The organism is Streptomyces sp. NBC_00582 (assembly GCF_036345155.1).
Lineage (GTDB): Bacteria > Actinomycetota > Actinomycetes > Streptomycetales > Streptomycetaceae > Streptomyces.
In genome coordinates, this window is record NZ_CP107772.1 from 4,592,182 (window position 1) to 4,609,313 (window position 17,132).

Consider the following 17,132-nt stretch of genomic DNA (forward strand, 5'->3'; position numbering starts at 1 on the left):
CCGGAGTTCACCCCCGGCGTGGGCCGGGCGCGGCCACGCGCGCGTGTGGCGGCGGTGTACGAGGGGCGCGAGCCGGTCGGCTTCCTGCCCCAGCCGTGCCCCGGGGAAGCCCCCTCCCCGAGCTCGAGCGACAGCGGAGCGCTGCCTCGGGCCGTGGGCGGGGAGCCGGACGTAACGTGTGGCCCGGCTGCCCGCACCCGCGGAGCGCCCGCGAGCACGACCCGGCGAGCACGAAAGAGAGGCAGTACCCGATGCCCCCCTTCGACATCCCCGAGGGCGACCCCTTCGGACCGCACAACCTTCCGTACGGCGTCTTCTCCCTCCCCGGCTCCGCGGCACGAACCGTCGGCGTACGGCTCGGCTTCCACGTCCTGGACGCGGGCGCCGCGGCCCGCGCGCTCGGCTCGCCGCACGCCGCCCTGCTCGCCGGGCCGACCCTCAACCCCCTGCTGGCGGCGGGCCGCACCACCTGGTCGGAGGTCCGGCGCACCCTGACGGAGGCCGTCACCGACCCCGCCCACCGCACCACCCTGGAGCCGCACCTCCATCCCCTGCCCTCGGTGACCCTGCACCTGCCGTTCGAGGTCGCGGACTACGTCGACTTCTACGCCTCCGAGAACCACGCGCGTAACGTCGGGCAGATCTTCCGCCCCGACGCCGCCGACTCCCTCACCCCGAACTGGAAGCACCTGCCGATCGGCTACCACGGCCGCTCGGGCACGGTGATCGTCTCCGGCACGGACATCGTCCGCCCGTGGGGCCAGCGCAAGGGGCCGGCCGATCCGGCCCCGGTGTTCGGCCCGTCCGTCCGCCTCGACATCGAGGCCGAGGTCGGCTTCGTGGTGGGCGTGCCGTCGACGAGGGGCGAGCGGGTGGAGGCGGGCGCCTTCCGGGACCACGTGTTCGGGCTCTGCCTCCTCAACGACTGGTCCGCCCGGGACGTCCAGGCCTGGGAGTACGTCCCCCTCGGACCGTTCCTCGGCAAGTCGTTCGCCACCTCGGTGTCGGCCTGGATCACCCCGCTGGAGGCGCTGGAGGAGGCGCGCGTCGCCCCGCCCGAGCGCACCCACCCGCTGCTGCCCTACCTGGACGACTCCACCGCCGAGCCCGCCGGCTACGACCTGCGCATCTCGGTCGCGATCAACGGTCATGTCGTGTCCGAGCCCCCCTTCGCCTCGATGTACTGGACCGCCGCCCAGCAGCTCGCCCACCTGACCGTGAACGGGGCCTCCCTGCGCACCGGCGACCTGTACGGCTCGGGCACGGTCAGCGGCCCGGCCCCGGACCAGCGCGGCTCCCTCCTGGAGCTGACCTGGAACGGCCGCGACGCGTTGGAACTCCCCGACGGCAAGCGCACCTTCCTGGAGGACGGCGACGAGGTGACCCTGTCGGCGTGGGCTCCGGGGCCCGGCGGCCTGCGGGTGGGGCTGGGCGAGGTGAGCGGGCGGATCGTGGCGGGTTGACGGCCTGCTTCCAGCGGGCTGACGTGGGCGGTCACCGCCGTCATACTGGCGGCGGGCGCGGTTTTCGCGCCGTCCCCGCCGCACGTCCGTCGCACCATCTGCCCTCGCTCCGCTCCCGGAGCACGGCCCCGCCCCACCCCGAGCCTCCTTCGCCCGTCCTCTCCGACCAGGATCCGGAGCCCCTGGCATGACCGATGGCATGACCGTCTGCCTGCTCCTGCTGAGCGCCGTCGCGGTGACGGCCGCCGTGCCGGTGCCGCGTGCGCTGACCCGGGCCGACTGGCCCGAGCGGGAGCCGGTGGTGGCGCTGTGGGTCTGGCAGTGCCTGGTCGCCACGGTCCTGCTGTGCTGTCTGACGGCGTTGGTGCTCGGGGCCGCCGCCGTCTTCCACACGGTCCGCGCCCAGGTCTTCGCCCCGGCGCCGCCCGCGGTGACCGCGGCGTACGACCTGTCCGCGGCCCCGCCCTGGGCGACCGCGCTCACCCTGCTGCTGGCCTGTGGGGCCGCCTGGACCACCGCGATGCTGGCCCGGGAGCTCGTGGAGGCGCGTCGGCGCCGCGGCCAGGCCCGCGCCCATCTGCGGGAACGCGCTCCCGAGCTGCCCGCGGGCCTGCCGTCCGCCCGGGGCCCGCTGCTCGTGCTGGAGGACGAGTACCCCGACGCCTGGTGGATGCCCGGCAATCCGCCCCAGTTGATCGTGACCACCGGGGCCCTGCACCGCCTCACCTCCCACCAGCTGGACGCCGTCCTGACCCATGAGCGCGGCCACGCCCGCGCCCACCACGACTGGCTGATCCACCTCTCGACCGCCCTGGCCACCGGATTCCCCCGCATTCCGCTCTTCTCCCATTTCTGCGACCAGACGCACCGCCTGGTCGAACTCGCCGCCGACGACACCGCGTCCCGTCGCTGCGGTCACCTGACCACCGCCCTGGCGCTGATCGAGCTGAACCAGCACCGGGGCGTCCTGTCCTGCGCCTCCAGCCACCGTCTCCTCGGCGAACGCGTCGACCGGCTTCTGGAGCCGCCGCCCCGGCTGGGCCGCAGACACCGGGCGCTGACCACGGCGGTGGCCGCGCTGGTGCCCCTGCTCCCGCTGCTGATCGCCTTCGCTCCGGGCCTCAACGCTCTGGCGTGACACCGGGCCCGCGCCGATCCCCGCGCCGGGCCTCGGTGGCGCGGTAGTGGCAGATCTTGCCCCGCCTCAAGGGAAAGACCAGGTCAGCGGCTTATCTGACGCCGCGAAGACTGGCGCAACACTTCCGCAACACCACTATTCCTATGGGATAGGTATGGTCCGACCATGCCGCCCAACGACCGCATCCGCGACCACGCCGGACAAGGCGCGACCACCGTCGCCGCCCACCGCGCGCGGCGCCGGCTGCGTGCCGACCAGGCGCGGCAGCTCGCCGATCTGCTCCGCCGCCAGCTCCTGACCGGCGGCTTCCCGGCGGGCACCCTGCCTCATGAGTCGACCCTCGCAACCGAGTACCGGGCCTCCCGCAACACGGTGCGCCAGGCCCTGGACCTGCTGCGCGCCGAAGGCCTGGTCGAACGCCTCCCCGGCGTCGGCACGGTCGTCGTCGCCGAGAAGTACCCGCACGGTCTCGACCGCCTGATGGGGCTCGCGGAAACCCTGCACGAACACGGCCGGGTCACCAACGAGGTCCGCACCATGGGCCCCGTCCCCGCGCCCGCCCCGGTCGCCGACCGCCTCCGGGTACCCCCGGGCGGAGACGTGCTGTACATCGAACGCCTGCGCCGCCTCAACGGCCTGCCCCTCTCCCTCGACCTCACCTACATCCCGCTCGACATCGGCACCGCCCTGCTCGGCGCCGACCTGGAGAACACCGACGTCTTCCGCCTCCTGGAGGCCATCACCGGCCTGCGGCTCGGCCACGCCGAGATCACCCTGGAGGCGGTGAACGCCGACGCCAACTCCGCCGCCGTACTGGAGGCCCCGCGCGGCGCGGCCGTCCTGATGCTGGAACGCCTGACGCACCTCGCCGACGGCCGCCCGGTGGACCTGGAGTTCATCCGCTTCCGCGGCGACCGCATCGCCATGAGCGGCCTGCTGCACCGCTCCACCTGATCACCTCCGTCCGCACCGCCCTCTCTCCCACCCCGCTCACCTCTTCATCGTTCGGCACGCCCTCACCGGTTCACTGCCGCGCCGGATTTCTCAGAAAATCTCGGGACTTCTCTGGAGACAGCCATGCCCTTGGCGCCCCAGCGGGCCGACGTGCCCGTGACCATCGACGAGTCGAAGTGCATCGACGGCTGCACGCTCTGCGTGGACATGTGCCCGCTGGACTCCCTCGCCATCGACACCAGCAGCGGCAAGGCCTACATGCACGTCGACGAGTGCTGGTACTGCGGCCCGTGCGCGGCCCGCTGTCCCACCGGAGCCGTCACGGTCAACATGCCCTACCTGCTCCGGTGAAAGGCCCGACATCCCATGAAGCGCACGGCAGCCGCACTCTCCACAGCCGCCCTCCTGCTCCCCCTGTCCGCCTGCGGCGGCAGCGCCGAGGCCGGTGACGGCACCACGGTCACCGTCACCGTCGGCTACCAGTCCAAGACCATCAACACCGTCACGGCCGGCACCCTGCTGCGGTCTCTCGGATACTTCGAGAAACAGCTCGACGCCCTCCACGACGGCCACACCTACAAGGTCGACTGGCAGGACTACGCCACCGGCGCCCCCATCACCGCCCAGATGACCGCCGGGAAGATCGACATCGGCTCGATGGGCGATTTCCCGCTCCTCATCAACGCGGCCCGCGGCAAACAGCTCGGCAAACCCACCCACCTGGTGTCGGTCACCGGCTACAACCTCCGCGGCGGCCTCAACACCATCGTCACCGCGCCCGGCTCCCAGCTGGCCTCCCTGGCGGACCTCAAGGGCAAGAAGGTCTCCACCAGCGTGGGCTCCGCCGCCGACGGCACCCTCGTACGAGCCCTGCAGCGGGCGGGAATCGACCCGAACAAGGGCATCGAGAAGCTCAACCAGCAGCCGGCCGTGGGTGCCTCCGCCCTCTCCGCTGGCAGCGCGGACGCGCTCTCGCAGTTCGTGGCCTGGCCGGGCCTGCTCGCCTACCAGGGCAAGGCGAAGGCCCTCTACGACGGCGCCCAGCTCGACCTGCCCACCTTCCACGGTGTCACCGCCCGCGAGGACTTCGCGAAGCGACGCCCGGCCGTCCTGGAGGCGTTCCTCAAGGCCCAGGCCGAAGCCACCGCGTATCTCAACGAGCACCCCGTGGCCGCCGCCGAGAGCGTCGCCAAGGCCACCGGCCTGCCCGCCGAGGTCGTCTACCTTTACAACGGCGCCCACGGCATCTCCACCTTCGACCCGGCCGTCAAGCCGCGGCTCGTCGACGCCCTGAAGGAGGACGTGTCCGTCCTCAAGGCCGCGAAGCTGACCGGGGACGTCGACGTGGACTCCTTCGTCGACGACCAGTACGTGAAGAAGGCACTCGGCTCGTCCTACGCCCAGCAGCTCGCCGCCACGCCCGCACCCGCCGCGAGCGAGGTCTGGCCCAAGGGTGCCGAGGAGACCCGTACCTTCAAGACCCCCGCCGAGCTGCTGGCCTACGTCGCCGGGCACCGGGACGGCATCCGCGCCGCCTACGTCCCCGACGCCACCACCGGCACCCTCTGGTTCGCCGACAAGGCGGTCTGGGTGGCCGACGGCACGCAGTTGCTGCCGTTCGTCACCCCCGCGACCGCGCGGACCTACGTCGACGCACACGACGGCGCCCGGGTCGTCACGTACGCCGACGCCCTGGGCCGGGCCTCGTGAGGCGGTATGCGCTGCGGGCGGCCTCGGTGGCGGCCGCCCTCGGCCTGTGGCAGGCGCTGACCAGCCTCGACATCGACCTCTGGCTGCGTTTCTCGCAGTTCCCGACCGTCACCGACGTGGCCCGCGCCTTCGCCGACCGGCTGACCGGCCCCGACTACTGGACCGACCTCACCGACAGCCTCACCCGGATCGTCACCGGCTTTCTGCTGGCCGCCGTCCTGGGCGTGGCCACCGGCGTGCTCGTGGCGCGCTCGCGGCTCGCCGAGGACCTGCTCGGTCCGCTCCTCGAAGTGGTCCGGCCCATCCCCGCCATCGCGCTCGTCCCCGTCGCGATCCTCCTGTTCCCCTCCAACGAACAGGGCATCGTCTTCATCACCTTCACCGCCGCCTTCTTCCCCGTGCTGGTCTCCACCCGGCACGCGGTCCGCGCGCTGACCCCGGTGTGGGAGGAGGCGGTGCGCACCATGGGCGGCGGCCGGTGGCGCATCCTCGGCTCGGTCGTCCTGCCGGGCGCGCTGCCCGGCATCTTCGGCGGCCTGTCCGTCGGGATCGGCGTGTCGTGGATCTGTGTGATCTCCGCCGAGATGATCTCCGGCCAGTACGGCGTCGGCTACCGCACCTGGCAGGACTACACGATCGTCAACTACCCCGGTGTGTTCGTCGGCATGGTCACGATCGGCGTCCTCGGCTGGCTCACGTCCACGGCCGTGGAACTCCTCGGCCGCCGCCTCACCCGCTGGCTGCCCCGCACCTCGTACGTGCCCGGGATCCGGCCCCCGCGCCAGGCCCGCTCCACCGCCGCCCCCGTACCGGCCGGGCCCCGGACCGAGAAGGACGTACCCCATGACCAGCTCGTCTGACGTCCGCCCCGTCTCCCGCACCGGCGCGGCACTCACCCTGCGCGGTGTCACCCTCGGCCGCCCCGACGCACCCGTCCTGGACGACGTCGACCTCGACATCGCACCCGGCGAGATCCTCACGGTGGTCGGCCCGTCCGGCTGCGGCAAGTCGACGCTGCTGCGCACCCTGGCGGGGCTGCTGTCCCCGCTCGGCGGTGAGATCACCCAGGACGGGAGCCCGCTGACCGGGCCCTCCGCCGACCGTGCCCTGGTCTTCCAGGAGGACGCGCTGCTGCCCTGGCGCACCCTGCGCGCCAACGTCGAACTCCCCCTGGCCATCCGCGAGGTGCCACGCGCCGAACGCCGTACGCAGGCCGCGTCGTGGCTGGCCCGGGTCGGACTCGCCGAGCACACCCGCCAGTTGCCCCACCGCGTCTCCGGCGGACAGCGCCAGCGCGCCCAGTTGGCCCGCGCCCTGGCGGGTGCGCCGCGCGCCGTCCTCATGGACGAACCGTTCGGCGCCCTCGACGCCCAGACCCGTGCCGGCATGCAGGACCTGCTGGTGGAGGTGTTGCAGGGCACCGGGGCGACCGTCGTCTTCGTCACACACGACGTCGACGAGGCCCTCTTCCTCGGTGACCGCGTGGCCCTCCTCGGCGCCGGCCGCCTCCTGTCCGTACGGGACGTGCCGCGCCCCCGCGACCGCGCCGCCCACGACGACCCGGCGCGCGTGGCCCTGCGCCGTGACGTCCTCTCCTCGCCGAGCATCTGAAGCATCCGAAAGGCACCCCGGTGGACACCCCTCTGCAGATCCCCGCGCTCACCGACGCCGAAGAGCTGACCTGCGACGTCCTCGTCATCGGCGGCGGCACCGCCGGCACCATGGCCGCCCTGACCGCCGCCGAGCACGGAGCGGACGTGCTGCTCCTGGAGAAGGCCCACGTCCGCCACTCCGGCGCGCTCGCCATGGGCATGGACGGCGTCAACAACGCGGTCATCCCGGGGCGCGCCGAGCCCGACGACTACGTCGCCGAGATCACCCGCGCCAACGACGGCATCGTCGACCAGTCCACCGTCCGTCAGACCGCGACCCGCGGCTTCGCCATGGTGCAGCGGCTGGAGTCGTACGGCGTGAAGTTCGAGAAGGACGAGCACGGCGCGTACGCGGTCCGCCAGGTCCACCGCTCCGGCTCCTATGTCCTGCCGATGCCGGAGGGCAAGGACGTCAAGAAGGTCCTCTACCGGCAGTTGCGGCGGCGCGAGATGCGGGAGCGGATCCGCATCGAGAACCGTGTGATGCCGGTGCGGGTACTGACCGCTGAGGGGCGCGCCGTGGGGGCGGCCGGCTTCAACACCCGTACGGGCGCGTTCGTCACCGTCCGCGCGGGCGCGGTGATCCTCGCGACCGGTGCCTGCGGACGTCTCGGGCTGCCCGCCTCCGGCTACCTGTACGGCACCTACGAGAACCCGACCAACGCGGGCGACGGCTACGCCATGGCCTACCACGCCGGCGCCGAGCTCACCGGCATCGAGTGCTTCCAGATCAACCCGCTGATCAAGGACTACAACGGCCCCGCCTGCGCCTATGTCGCCAACCCCTTCGGGGGCTACCAGGTCAACCGGCACGGCGAGCGCTTTGTCGACTCCGACTACTGGTCGGGCCAGATGATGGCCGAGTTCGCGGCGGAGGTCGCGAGCGACCGCGGCCCGGTGTACCTGAAGCTGAGCCATCTGCCCGAGGAGTCGATCTCCGCCCTGGAGTCGATCCTCCACTCGACCGAACGCCCCACCCGCGGCACCTTCCACTCCGGGCGCGGTCACGACTACCGCACCCACGACATCGAGATGCACATCTCCGAGATCGGCCTGTGCGGCGGCCACTCGGCCTCGGGCGTACGGGTCGACGACCACGCCCGGACGACCGTGCCCCGGCTGTACGCCGCCGGCGACCTGGCCTGCGTCCCGCACAACTACATGATCGGCGCGTTCGTCTTCGGCGACCTGGCGGGCGCCGACGCCGCCCAGTACGCGGCCTACGAAGGGGAGTTGCCGACGGATCAGCTGCGGGAGGCGCACGAACTGGTCTACCGCCCGCTGCGCAACCCGGACGGCCCGCCGCAGCCCCAGGTCGAGTACAAGCTGCGCCGCTTCGTGAACGACTACGTGTCCCCGCCGAAGTCGGGCGCCCGGCTGTCGCTGGCCCTGGAGGCCTTCGAGCGGATGCACGACGACATCGCGGCGATGGGTGCCCGCACCCCGCACGAGCTGATGCGGTGCGCCGAGGTCACCTTCATCCGCGACTGCGCGGAGATGGCCGCGCGCGCCTCCCTGGCGCGTACCGAGTCCCGCTGGGGTCTCTACCACGACCGCCTGGACCATCCGGAACGCGACGACGCCTCCTGGTTCCACCATCTCGATCTGCACAAGTCCCCCTCCGGTGCGATGGAGTTCACGGCCCGTCCCGTGGCTCCCTATCTGGTCCCGGTCGACGAGTTCACGCCCGTCGGTGGCCCCTCCCGGCATCTCGGCGAGGTCCACGCCGAGCAGGTGGCCACGGCCGGCTCGCGGGACGTGGCCCCGGTGGCCACGGGACCGACGTCCGCCCGCGCGGCCGGGTCCACGGACCACGCCGACCCGCGGGGGCAGGCCTCCCCGCGCCTCCTCGACCTGCTCGCACTCGCCGAGGAGGAGCCCGACCTGGTCGCCCTTCAGCCCTACTTGGGCGACAGCGACCCCGCCGTGCGCCGGACGGCGGTCTCGGTCCTCACCGAGACCGTGCCGCCGGGCACCGGGCAGGCGCTGGCCGGGGTGCTCGGTGACCCCGACGGCGAGGTCCGCGCCGCCGCGGCCGCCTCCCTGCGCGAGCTGGTCGAGACGCTCCCCGCCGAGCCTGCCCTGGGCGGCGCCCTGGCCGCCGCGCTCGCCCTGCCCGACCCGGTGGTCCGCGCCGCCGCCCTGGACGTGCTGCGGGCGCTGCGGCTGGGCGACGCCGGGCTGTTCGCCGCCTCGCTGGACGACCCCGACATCGCCGTCCGCATCGAGGCCGTACGGGCCCTCGTCTCGGTCGACGCGGTGGTCCCCCTGGCACGGGCCGCCGAGGACGCCTCCCGTGAGGTCCGGGTGACGGTGGCCAAGGCCCTGACCGGGGTGGGCGCGGCCGGCCTCCCGGAACCGGCCCACGCGCTGCTCCGTGCCACCCTGGACCGGCTCACCGGGGACCCGGACCCCCTGGTGCGCGGCGCCGCCTACGGCGCGCTGGGCACCGTCGGCTGCCCGGCCCCGCTCGCCGCCCGTGCCGTGGCCGCCCTGGCCGACCCGGCCTGGCAGGTGCGGTCCGGTGCCGCGACGGCGCTGTCCACCGCCGGGCCCGAGGTTGCGGTCCCCGCGCTCGCCAAGGCCCTCGCCGACGCGAACGCCGACGTACGCAAGGCCGCCGTCCTCGCCCTCACACGGCACCGCCGCACCGAGGACGCGCGTGCCGCTCTGGCCACGGCCACGGCGGACTCGGACGCGGATGTCAGGGCGTACGCGGCACGGGCGTTGTAGGGGTGTCGCGGGCCGGAGACGCGAGGGCTATATCCAGTCGTCCGGCTCCGGCTCCGCGTCCATCTCCGGCCAGTCGTCGGGGTCGCCGGGCTCCGCGCCCCGCACGGTTACGGAGCCCGGCGCGGGCGCGGAGCCCGGCGCGGGCGCGGAACCCGGCGCGGGCGCGGAACCCGGCGCGGGCGCGGAACCCGGTGCGTCGCCCAGTCCGGCCAGCACCGCGACGACACCCTCGCCGTAGGTCGCGAGCTTCTTCTCGCCGACCCCGCTGATCCCGCCCAGCTCCCGCACCGACGTCGGCCACACGGTGACGATCTCCCGGAGCGTGGCGTCGTGGAAGATGACGTACGCCGGGACGCCCTGTTCGCGGGCCTGTTCGGCGCGCCAGGCGCGCAGCGCCTCGAAGGCCGGGAGCAGCTCCTCGGACAGCTCGGCCGCGGCCGCCTTGGCCTTGCCCTTCGCCGTGGACGAGCCCGAGGTCTTCGCCGTCGCCGGCTTCTTCGGTTCCTTGCGCAGCGGTACGTCCCGCTCGCGCCGCAGGACCTCCCCGCTGGCCTCGGTGAGCACCAGCGTGCCGTACTCCCCCTCGACCGCGAGGAGTCCCTGCGCCAGCAACTGGCGGACGACGCCCCGCCATTCGCCCTCGGCGAGCTCCTCGCCGATGCCGAACACGGAGAGCTGGTCGTGGTCGAACTGGATGACCTTGCCCGTGCGCCTGCCCAGCAGGATGTCGACGATCTGCACCGCGCCGAACTTCTGCCCGCGCTCGCGCTGGAGCCGCACCACCGTCGACAGCACCTTCTGGGCGGCGATCGTGCCGTCCCAGGTCTCCGGCGGGGCGAGGCAGGTGTCGCAGTTGCCGCAGCCCGCCGCGTCGGGCTCCTGCCCGAAGTAGGCGAGAAGCTGGCCCCGGCGGCACTGGGCGGTCTCGCACAGCGCCAGCATGGAGTCCAGGTGGGCGGTGGCCCGGCGCCGGAACGCCTCGTCGCCCTCGCCGGACTGGATCAGCTTGCGCTGCTGTATGACGTCGTTGAGGCCGTAGGCCATCCAGGCCGTCGAGGGGAGGCCGTCACGGCCCGCGCGGCCGGTCTCCTGGTAGTAGCCCTCGATCGACTTGGGCAGGTCGAGATGGGCGACGAAGCGGACGTCCGGCTTGTCGATGCCCATGCCGAAGGCGATGGTCGCGCAGACCACCAGGCCCTCCTCGCGCAGGAACCGCGCCTGGTGCGCCGCGCGGGTGCCGGCGTCCAGACCCGCGTGGTACGGGACCGCCTCGACGCCGTTCTTCGAAAGGAACTCGGCGGTCTTCTCGACCGAGTTGCGCGACAGGCAGTACACGATGCCCGCGTCGCCCGGGTGCTCCTCCCGCAGGAAGCCCAGCAGCTGCTTCCTGGGGTCGGCCTTGGGCACGATCCGGTACTGGATGTTGGGGCGGTCGAAGCTCGCCACGAAGTGCCGGGCGGCCGGCATGTTCAGCCGCTGGGTGAGCTCCTGGTGCGTCGCGTGGGTGGCCGTCGCGGTGAGCGCGATGCGCGGGACGTCCGGCCACCGCTCGCCGAGCAGGGACAGGGACAGATAGTCGGGACGGAAGTCGTGACCCCACTGGGACACGCAGTGCGCCTCGTCGATCGCGAAGACCGAGATCTTGCCGCGCGAGAGCAGGTCCAGGGTGGAGTCCAGGCGCAGCCGCTCCGGCGCCAGGTAGAGCAGGTCCAGTTCGCCCGCCAGGAACTCGGCCTCGACCACCCGCCGCTCGTCGAAGTCCTGCGTGGAGTTGACGAACCCGGCGCGCACGCCGAGTGCCCGCAGGGCGTCGACCTGGTCCTGCATGAGCGCGATCAGCGGCGAGACGACCACCCCCGTGCCCGGTCTGACCAGGGCCGGGATCTGGTAGCACAGCGACTTGCCGCCGCCGGTCGGCATGAGGACGACCGCGTCCCCGCCGGCCACCACATGCTCGATGACCGCTTCCTGCTCGCCGCGGAAGGCGTCGTACCCGAAGACCCGGTGCAGCGTGGCCAGGGCCTCGCTCTCGGTCCTGCCCGGTGTCCCGGTGATCCCTGTCATCTCGATGATCCCGCCCGTCCCGCCCATCGTCTCGTCCCCCGTACGTCGTCCCTCGACCACTGCCTCCACGATAGGGCTCCGGACTGACACAGCCCGAGTTATCCACAGGCCGGGTCGGGTCACCCCGTGTACAACGTGTCTCACTGCTCGAACACGACGACGGGCCCGGCCCTTCGGAGAACCGAGGGGGCCGGGCCCGCCGTACACGTGGCTCGCGGGGTCAGCGCACGAACACCCCGGCCTGGTTCGCCAGGTCCAGGAAGTACTGCGGCGCCACACCGAGCACCAGCGTGACCGCGACGCCCACACCGATCGCCGCCATCGTCAGCGGCGACGGGACGGCGACGGTCGGGCCCTCGGGCTTCGGCTCGCTGAAGAACATCAGCACGATCACCCGGATGTAGAAGAACGCGGCGATCGCCGACGAGATCACACCGACCACGACGAGCGGTCCCGCGCCGCCCTCGGCGGCCGCCTTGAACACGGCGAACTTCCCGGCGAACCCGGAGGTCAGCGGGATACCGGCGAAGGCCAGCAGGAACACCGCGAACACGGCCGCGACCAGCGGAGACCGCCGGCCGAGCCCCGCCCACTTGGACAGGTGCGTGGCCTCGCCGCCCGCGTCGCGCACCAGCGTGACCACGGCGAACGCGCCGATCGTCACGAAGGAGTACGCGGCCAGGTAGAACAGCACGGACGAGACACCGTCGGGGGTGGTCGCGATGACACCCGCGAGGATGAATCCGGCGTGCGCGATGGACGAGTACGCCAGCAGCCGCTTGATGTCGGTCTGGGTGATCGCGACGATCGCGCCGCCCAGCATGGTGATGATCGCGACGCCCCACATCACCGGCCGCCAGTCCCAGCGCAGACCGGGCAGGACGACGTAGAGGACCCGCAGCAGCGCGCCGAAGGCGGCCACCTTGGTCGCCGCGGCCATGAAGCCGGTGACCGGGGTGGGCGCGCCCTGGTAGACGTCGGGCGTCCACATGTGGAAGGGCACGGCGCCGACCTTGAACAGGAGGCCCATGACGATCAGCGCGGTGCCGATGAGCAGCAGCGCGTCGTTGCCCATGGTGTCGGCGAGCGCCGGGTTCACGTTCTTGACGGTGCCGTCGACGACCTGGGAGATCGTCGCGTACGACACCGAGCCGGCGTACCCGTACAGCAGGGCGATGCCGAAGAGGGTGAACGCGGAGGCGAAGGCGCCGAGCAGGAAGTACTTGACCGCGGCCTCCTGCGACATGAGCCGCTTGCGGCGGGCCAGGGCGCACAGGAGGTAGAGCGGGAGGGAGAAGACCTCCAGGGCGATGAAGAGGGTCAGCAGGTCGTTGGCCGACGGGAAGACCAGCATGCCGGCGACCGCGAACAGCAGCAGCGGGAAGACCTCGGTGGTGGTGAAACCGGCCTTGACCGCGGCTTTCTCACTGTCGCTGCCGGGCACGGAGGCGGCCTGGGCGGCGAAGGAGTCGACCCGGTTGCCGTGCGCCTCGGGGTCGAGGCGGCGTTCGGCGAAGGTGAACAGGGCGACCAGGGCGGCCAGCAGGATCGTGCCCTGGAGGAAGAGGGCCGGTCCGTCGACCGCGATCGCGCCCATGGCGGCGATGCGTGCCTTCGTGGTGCCGTACCCGTCGGCCGCGAGGGCGACGACCGCGGCGAACGCGGCGGCCAGCGCCACCACGGACACGAACAGCTGTGCGTAGTAGCGGTGCTTGCGCGGCACGAACGCCTCGACGAGCACCCCGACGATCGCCGCGCCCACGACGATCAGGGTGGGCGACAATTGCCCGTATTCGATCTTCGGCGTGCCGATCTTGGCGATCGACTCGGCCGCCGTTGTCCACAGGCTGTGGACGGCTGATGCGCTCACTTGGCCGCCTCCACCTCGGGCCGGGGGTCCTTCTGATGTACGTCGGACAGGGTCTGCTGTACCGCCGGGTTGACGATGTCCGTGACCGGCTTCGGATAGACGCCCAGGAAGATCAGCAGCACGATCAGCGGGGCGACGACCGCGAGCTCACGCGCGCGGAGGTCGGGCATCGCGGAGACCTCGGCCTTCACCGGGCCCGTCATCGTCCGCTGGTAGAGGACGAGGGTGTAGAGCGCGGCGAGCACGATGCCGAAGGTGGCGATGATGCCGATCGCCGGGTAGCGCGAGAACGTGCCGACCAGGACGAGGAACTCGCTCACGAACGGGGCGAGCCCAGGCAGCGACAGCGTCGCCAGACCGCCGATCAGGAAGGTGCCGGCGAGCACCGGGGCGACCTTCTGCACCCCGCCGTAGTCCGCGATGAGCCGCGAGCCGCGCCGGGAGATCAGGAAGCCGGCGACCAGCATCAGGGCGGCCGTCGAGATGCCGTGGTTGACCATGTAGAGCGTGGCGCCGGACTGGCCCTGGCTGGTCATCGCGAAGATGCCCAGGATGATGAAGCCGAAGTGCGAGATCGACGCGTACGCCACCAGCCGCTTGATGTCGCGCTGGCCGACGGCGAGCAGCGCCCCGTAGATGATGCTGATCAGCGCCAGGACGAGGATGGCGGGCGTCGCCCACTTGCTGGCCTCCGGGAAGAGCTGGAGGCAGAAGCGGAGCATCGCGAAGGTGCCCACCTTGTCGACGACCGCCGTGATGAGGACGGCGACGGGGGCGGTGGACTCCTGCATGGCGTTGGGCAGCCAGGTGTGCAGCGGCCACAGGGGCGCCTTCACCGCGAAGGCGAAGAAGAAACCGAGGAACAGCCAGCGTTCGGTGGTCGTCGCCATGTCGAGCGTGCCGGCCGCGCGGGCCTGGGCGATCTCGGTGAGCGAGAAGCTCCCGGCCACCACGTGCAGCCCGATCACCGCGGCCAGCATGATCAGACCGCCGACCAGGTTGTAGAGCAGGAACTTCACGGCCGCGTACGACCGTTGCGTGGACGCCGTCTTCTCGCCGTGCTCGTGGGCACGGTCGCCGAAGCCTCCGATGAGGAAGTACATCGGGATGAGCATGGCTTCGAAGAAGATGTAGAAGAGGAAGACGTCGGTGGCCTCGAAGGAGAGGATCACCATCGCCTCGACGGCCAGGATCAGCGCGAAGAAGCCCTGGGTGGGCCGCCAGCGCCTGCTGCCGGTCTCCAGCGGGTCGGCGTCGTGCCAGCCCGCCAGGATGATGAACGGGATCAGCAGCGCGGTGAGCGCGACGAGCGCCACCCCGATGCCGTCCACGCCGAGTTCGTAGCGGACGCCGAAATCCGCGATCCAGGCGTGGGACTCGGTGAGCTGGTAGCGGCTGCCGTCCGGGTCGAAGCGGACCAGGATGGCGATCGCCAGGGCGAGGGTGCCGAGCGAGACGAGCAGGGCCAGCGATTTGGCGGCGTTGCGCCGGGCGGCCGGGACGGCGGCCGTGGCGACCGCCCCGATCGCCGGGAGCGCGGCCGTCGCTGTCAGCAGAGGAAAGGACATCGGTATCAGACCGCCCTCATCAGCAGGGTCGCGGCGATGAGGAGCGCCGCACCGCCGAACATCGAGACCGCGTACGACCGCGCGAAGCCGTTCTGCAGTCGGCGCAGCCGTCCGGAGAGGCCGCCGACCGAGGCCGCCGTGCCGTTGACGACTCCGTCGACCAGGGTGTGGTCGACGTAGACCAGGGAGCGGGTGAGGTGCTCGCCGCCGCGGACCAGGACGACGTGGTTGAAGTCGTCCTGGAGCAGGTCGCGGCGGGCGGCCCGGGTGAGCAGCGACCCGCGCGGGGCGACGGCCGGGACCGGGCGGCGGCCGTACTGGGCGTAGGCGATGCCGACGCCGATGACCAGGCAGACCATGGTCGCGCCGGTGACCGTCGCCACGCTGAGCGGGGAGTCGCCCTCGCTGTGCCCGGTGACGGGTTCGAGCCAGTGCAGGAAGCGGTCGCCGATGCTGAAGAACCCGCCGGCGAAGACCGATCCGAAGGCGAGCACGATCATGGGGATCGTCATGACCTTGGGCGACTCGTGCGGGTGCGGTTCGGCGTGCTCGCCATGGTGCTCGGCGGCGGGCTCCGCGCTGGGCGCCTCGGGCGAACGGGTGGGTTGGTTCCTCCAGCGCTCCTCGCCGAAGAACGTCATCAGCATCACGCGCGTCATGTAGTACGCCGTGATGGCCGCGCCCAGCAGCGCGCAGCCGCCGAGGATCCAGCCCTCGGTGCCGCCCTTGGCGAAGGCCGCCTCGATGATCTTGTCCTTGGAGAAGAAGCCGGACAGGCCGGGGAAGCCGATGATGGCGAGGTAGCCGAGGCCGAAGGTGATGAAGGTGACCGGCATGTACTTCCTGAGGCCGCCGTACTTGCGCATGTCGACCTCGTCGTTCATGCCGTGCATGACGGAGCCGGCGCCGAGGAACAGCCCGGCCTTGAAGAAGCCGTGCGTCACCAGGTGCATGATCGCGAAGACGTAGCCGATCGGTCCGAGGCCGGCGGCCAGCACCATGTAGCCGATCTGCGACATGGTGGAGCCGGCCAGGGCCTTCTTGATGTCGTCCTTCGCGCAACCGACGATCGCACCGAACAGGAGCGTGACCGCGCCGACGACCGTGACGACGAGCTGGGCGTCGGGCGCGCCGTTGAAGACGGCCGCGGAGCGGACGATCAGATACACGCCCGCGGTCACCATCGTCGCCGCGTGGATGAGGGCCGAGACCGGCGTCGGGCCCTCCATCGCGTCCCCGAGCCAGGACTGCAGCGGTACCTGGGCGGACTTGCCGCAGGCCGCGAGGAGCAGCATCAGGGCGATGGCGGTCAGCCTGCCCTCGCTCGCGTCGCCCGCGATACCCGGCTCCCCCTCGGAGCCCAGCAGCGGGCCGAAGGCGAAGGTCCCGAAGGTGCTGAACATCAGCATGATGGCGATCGACAGGCCCATGTCGCCGACGCGGTTGACCAGGAAGGCCTTCTTCGCCGCGGTGGCCGCGCTGGGCTTGTGCTGCCAGAAGCCGATGAGCAGGTAGGAGGCGAGACCGACGCCCTCCCAGCCGACGTACAGCAGCAGGTAGTTGTCGGCGAGGACGAGCAGCAGCATCGCCGCGAGGAACAGGTTGAGGTAGCCGAAGAAGCGGCGGCGGCGCTCGTCGTGCTCCATGTACCCGACCGAGTACAGGTGGATGAGCGAGCCGACGCCCGTGATCAGCAGCACGAACGTCATCGACAGCTGGTCGAGACGGAAGGCGACGTCCGCCTGGAAGCCCTCGACCGGGATCCAGGTGAACAGGTGCTGGGTGAGCGTCCGGTCGTCGGCGCTCCTGCTGAGCAGGTCACCGAAGAGGACGACGCCGAACACGAAGGAGACGGCCGCGAGGAGCGTGCCGATCCAGTGGCCGACGGCGTCGAGCCGGCGGCCGCCGACCAAAAGGACGGCCGCTCCGAGCAGGGGCGCCGCGATCAGCAGCGCGATCAGGTTCTCCACGATTCTTCCG

12 protein-coding genes are annotated in these 17,132 nt (G+C 71.9%); 8 read left to right on the forward strand and 4 right to left on the reverse strand.

The window, feature by feature from the left end:
* The first annotated feature begins 251 nt into the window (after nucleotides 1-251).
* From fahA to OG852_RS20315, 8 genes are all read left to right on the forward strand, one after another.
* Entirely contained in the window at nucleotides 252-1,463 is a 1,212-nt protein-coding gene (gene fahA / locus OG852_RS20280) for a fumarylacetoacetase (RefSeq protein ID WP_330348609.1), read from the forward strand.
* A 199-nt stretch (nucleotides 1,464-1,662) separates the two neighbouring features.
* Nucleotides 1,663-2,601 (forward strand): M56 family metallopeptidase, encoded by a 939-nt coding sequence (locus OG852_RS20285; protein WP_133914922.1) that lies wholly within the window; start codon nucleotides 1,663-1,665, stop codon nucleotides 2,599-2,601.
* Nucleotides 2,602-2,766: 165 nt separating this feature from the next.
* Complete coding sequence (locus OG852_RS20290; protein WP_133914790.1) at nucleotides 2,767-3,555, forward strand: GntR family transcriptional regulator; 789 nt, start codon at nucleotides 2,767-2,769, stop codon at nucleotides 3,553-3,555.
* Nucleotides 3,556-3,678: 123 nt separating this feature from the next.
* Nucleotides 3,679-3,906 carry a 4Fe-4S dicluster domain-containing protein gene (locus tag OG852_RS20295; RefSeq protein ID WP_018568287.1) on the forward strand — a complete coding sequence of 76 codons (228 nt, stop codon included), beginning with the start codon at nucleotides 3,679-3,681 and terminating at the stop codon, nucleotides 3,904-3,906.
* Between the two features lie 15 nt (nucleotides 3,907-3,921).
* Nucleotides 3,922-5,265 carry an ABC transporter substrate-binding protein gene (locus tag OG852_RS20300; RefSeq protein ID WP_133914789.1) on the forward strand — a complete coding sequence of 448 codons (1,344 nt, stop codon included), beginning with the start codon at nucleotides 3,922-3,924 and terminating at the stop codon, nucleotides 5,263-5,265.
* Nucleotides 5,262-6,125 (forward strand): ABC transporter permease, encoded by an 864-nt coding sequence (locus OG852_RS20305; protein WP_330348610.1) that lies wholly within the window; start codon nucleotides 5,262-5,264, stop codon nucleotides 6,123-6,125. The genes OG852_RS20300 and OG852_RS20305 overlap by 4 nt, the downstream gene beginning before the upstream one ends.
* On the forward strand, nucleotides 6,109-6,876 hold the full coding sequence (locus tag OG852_RS20310) for an ABC transporter ATP-binding protein (RefSeq protein WP_330348611.1): 768 nt from the start codon (nucleotides 6,109-6,111) through the stop codon (nucleotides 6,874-6,876). Before OG852_RS20305 ends, OG852_RS20310 begins: the two co-directional genes overlap by 17 nt.
* A gap of 20 nt (nucleotides 6,877-6,896) precedes the next feature.
* Nucleotides 6,897-9,650: a fumarate reductase/succinate dehydrogenase flavoprotein subunit gene (locus tag OG852_RS20315; RefSeq protein ID WP_133914786.1), complete on the forward strand. Its 2,754-nt coding sequence runs from the start codon at nucleotides 6,897-6,899 to the stop codon at nucleotides 9,648-9,650.
* A 27-nt stretch (nucleotides 9,651-9,677) separates the two neighbouring features.
* On the opposite strand, the gene recQ is transcribed toward OG852_RS20315, so the two are convergent.
* The 4 genes from recQ to nuoL all read right to left on the reverse strand — a co-directional run bounded on the left by recQ (nucleotide 9,678) and on the right by nuoL (nucleotide 17,122).
* Entirely contained in the window at nucleotides 9,678-11,741 is a 2,064-nt protein-coding gene (gene recQ, locus OG852_RS20320; protein ID WP_330351472.1) for a DNA helicase RecQ, read from the reverse strand.
* 193 nt (nucleotides 11,742-11,934) lie between these two features.
* On the reverse strand, nucleotides 11,935-13,584 hold the full coding sequence (gene nuoN / locus OG852_RS20325) for an NADH-quinone oxidoreductase subunit NuoN (RefSeq protein WP_330348612.1): 1,650 nt from the start codon (nucleotides 13,582-13,584) through the stop codon (nucleotides 11,935-11,937).
* The gene (locus OG852_RS20330; protein ID WP_133914784.1) at nucleotides 13,581-15,152 is read right to left on the reverse strand and encodes an NADH-quinone oxidoreductase subunit M; all 1,572 of its coding nucleotides are present in this window, start codon (nucleotides 15,150-15,152) and stop codon (nucleotides 13,581-13,583) included. Before OG852_RS20330 ends, nuoN begins: the two co-directional genes overlap by 4 nt.
* 5 nt (nucleotides 15,153-15,157) lie before the next feature.
* Nucleotides 15,158-17,122 (reverse strand): NADH-quinone oxidoreductase subunit L, encoded by a 1,965-nt coding sequence (gene nuoL, locus OG852_RS20335; protein ID WP_133914783.1) that lies wholly within the window; start codon nucleotides 17,120-17,122, stop codon nucleotides 15,158-15,160.
* Nucleotides 17,123-17,132: the final 10 nt, after the last annotated feature.